The sequence below is a fragment of the Streptococcus vestibularis ATCC 49124 genome (assembly GCF_000188295.1).
GTDB classification, from domain to species: domain Bacteria; phylum Bacillota; class Bacilli; order Lactobacillales; family Streptococcaceae; genus Streptococcus; species Streptococcus vestibularis.
Genome location: NZ_GL831112.1, coordinates 1,089,851 through 1,092,540, shown reverse-complemented (window position 1 = coordinate 1,092,540; position 2,690 = coordinate 1,089,851). Strand labels below are relative to the sequence as shown.

The following is a 2,690-nucleotide window of genomic DNA, read 5'->3' as shown; positions in this document are numbered from 1 at the left end:
GCCAATGATAGATGTCGCTGTGGTTTCTGCGATGCCAGGAATTGACCGTAAGATGTCATACTCTGGTAAAGGCTGAGCTAGAGCTACCATGTCGTTTAAGACAACTTGTCTGCATTCAGAAAGATGAAGCAATTCTTGAGCATAGTAACGGACCTCCTCCCGTCGGAGATTTCTTCACTACTAATCTTAGTATGTTTGTCAACTGTAGTGGGTGACGAAAAGCTAACATCTAGAGAGGACCGGATAGGTCCTCTTTTTATGTATGTTTAGAGTGATAAAGACACGTTTCTTAAAGTTAATAAAGTTTCTAAAACCGAATCCTAATCGTTTGATGTCTTTGATCAACTTGTTAGTCGCTTCAAGTTTTGCTTGAATCTCGATATGAGTGTCAGTTTCAAAAATAAGTAAAATCTTGATATTTTGGTCTTTGATTCCGATTAATTCTGTGGGATTCTTAATAGGTCTCATGAGTTCTTCCTAATGATGGTTTTGTCGCTTTTCATTATAGTTCTTATGGGACTTTTTGTGTACACTCAAAAAGCTCTATAACTCTACAGTGGTTTTACCCACTATAGAAATTATAGAGCCACAATAAAATAAAACTCACAAACTTGTTTAGTTTGTGAGTTTTATTTACCAAAGTCCTAATAGCTTTTGCATGAGGAGTGAAACGACACTAATTAATAGCCAACAAATTCCTCCCACTAATAGAGCAGCTCCCCCCCTAGTAATTAGTTTTTTGAGATTTGTTTGGTAACCGATAGCTGTCATGGCCATGATAATCATGAATTTTGAAAGGTCTTTTAAAGGATTGAAGATAGCGGATGGGACACCCATAGACATCGTTATGGTTGTAACGAGTGAAGCCAACAGGAACCAAAGGATGAAGTTTGGAATTGCTTTGGTCAGAGAAAAACTCTCCTGTGTATTATCTTTTTTTGACTGCCAAATAGAGAGTCCTAGAGTGATAGGAATGATAGCAAGTGTCCTTGTTAATTTGACAATCGTTGCCTGCTCTAGGATGGATGTTCCATGTAAGCTATCCCATGAACTAGCAGTAGCAGTTACAGAGGATGTATCATTAACAGCTGTCCCAGCAAATATAGCAAATCCCTGATTACTGAGGCCTAACCAAGAGCCTAAGTGGGGAAAAAGTAGAGCTGCCAAAATGTTGAAAAAGAAAATAACAGAGATTGCAGTTGCAATGGACTCATCTTTGGCCTTGATAACAGGTGCAGTGGCTGCAATAGCAGAACCACCGCAGATAGATGATCCAACTCCTACTAAAGTTGCGATTTCACTATCTAATTTAAATAGCTTATGGATGAAATAAGCAGTAATCAGTGCCGTAGTAATGGTAGCTAAAATAATGGGCAGAGATGTTAAACCAACGTTGAAGACTTGAGAAAGATTTAATCCAAATCCAAGAAGAACAACTGCGTATTGTAATACTTTTTTTGATGTAAATTGCATCCCTACTAAAAATTTTTTTTGATTTATAGGTAGACTAGCTAATAAGAGTCCAATAAAAAGTCCAATGACCGGTCCACCAATAATAGGAAATAATTTTCCAAGATACCAAGCTATGAGCGATATAAGTATTGAAATACTTATTCCAGGTAAGGATTCTTTTATTTTCATTAAGTTACCTCCTTAAAACTTGACTATATTATAGCTTATTATAAATATGATGTAAAGGTGACTTCTGCCTTATTTCTCAGCAACAACTAGGTAAGAAGGTTGCAGGGTATCAGTTTTTTTGATAGAATAGTATTAAAATATTATAATCGTTTTTTTATGAAGGGAGGGCTGTATGTATCGTCATTTAAAGAAGTATTTTGTTTTTATCGTAGGGGCTTTTATCTGTTCACTCTTTTTTGTGTTGGCCTTTACAACAGACAGAAAGAATGATAATAGTGTCAATGCTAAAGCTGAAGCTGCCTATAATCAAACTACGACAGCTTTTATTGATAGTATCGGTGAGACTACGAGACAGATTGGTCAAGACTACAATATCTATGCTTCTGTTTTAATTGCTCAAGCAATTCTAGAATCAAATTCAGGTCAGTCAGGTTTGAGTCAAGCTCCTTATTACAACTTCTTTGGTATTAAGGGTTCTTATAATGGGAACTCTGTTACAATGCGTACTTGGGAAGATGGAGGTGCAGGAAATACTTACGAGATTGACGAGCCCTTTCGTTCATATGGAAGTCTGAGTGATTCCCTAGCAGATTATGCTGCTTTGATGACGTCATCTACTTATTCAGGTACTTGGAAATCAAATACAAGTAGCTATGCGGATGCTACTCAGGCACTCACAGGAACCTATGCTACAGATAGTCTGTATGCATCTAAGTTAAATAGTATTATTGCATACTATGGTCTTACTATCTACGATCAAGCTCCGGTTACTCAGAAAACAGGTTCAAGTGGCGGTCTTGTTTGGAATGCTTATAGAGGATCATACACAGATGCTGAGACCTTATCTATAGATGAGGCTTGGGCAAGCTATAAAAATTATAAATAAAAAGAGCCGAAATGAACTGCACCCCAAAGGTTAGACAGAAAAAATCTAACTTGGGGTGTTTTTATTATGAAATTGACTTATGAAGATAAAGTTCAAATACATGAATTGAGAAAACAAGAGGGAGACCGCCTAAAATGGGACGTAAGCCAAAGAAGAAATCTGA

The 2,690-nt window shown here is 36.9% G+C and carries 2 protein-coding genes and 2 pseudogenes; 1 reads left to right on the top strand and 3 read right to left on the bottom strand.

The window, feature by feature from the left end; all coding sequences use genetic code 11:
• The 3 genes and pseudogenes from HMPREF9425_RS09450 to HMPREF9425_RS05350 form a co-directional block, all read right to left on the bottom strand.
• Window positions 1-159, bottom strand: a pseudogene (locus tag HMPREF9425_RS09450) (IS110 family transposase); the annotation flags it as partial.
• Window positions 160-222: 63 nt separating this feature from the next.
• A pseudogene (locus HMPREF9425_RS10055) lies at window positions 223-369 on the bottom strand (transposase); the annotation flags it as partial.
• A 264-nt stretch (window positions 370-633) separates the two neighbouring features.
• Entirely contained in the window at window positions 634-1,641 is a 1,008-nt protein-coding gene (locus HMPREF9425_RS05350) for a YeiH family protein (RefSeq protein ID WP_003092677.1), read from the bottom strand.
• Window positions 1,642-1,813: 172 nt separating this feature from the next.
• Between HMPREF9425_RS05350 and HMPREF9425_RS05345 the strand changes: the two genes are divergently transcribed.
• Complete coding sequence (locus tag HMPREF9425_RS05345) at window positions 1,814-2,527, top strand: glucosaminidase domain-containing protein (protein WP_003097360.1); 714 nt, start codon at window positions 1,814-1,816, stop codon at window positions 2,525-2,527.
• Window positions 2,528-2,690 lie beyond the last annotated feature (163 nt).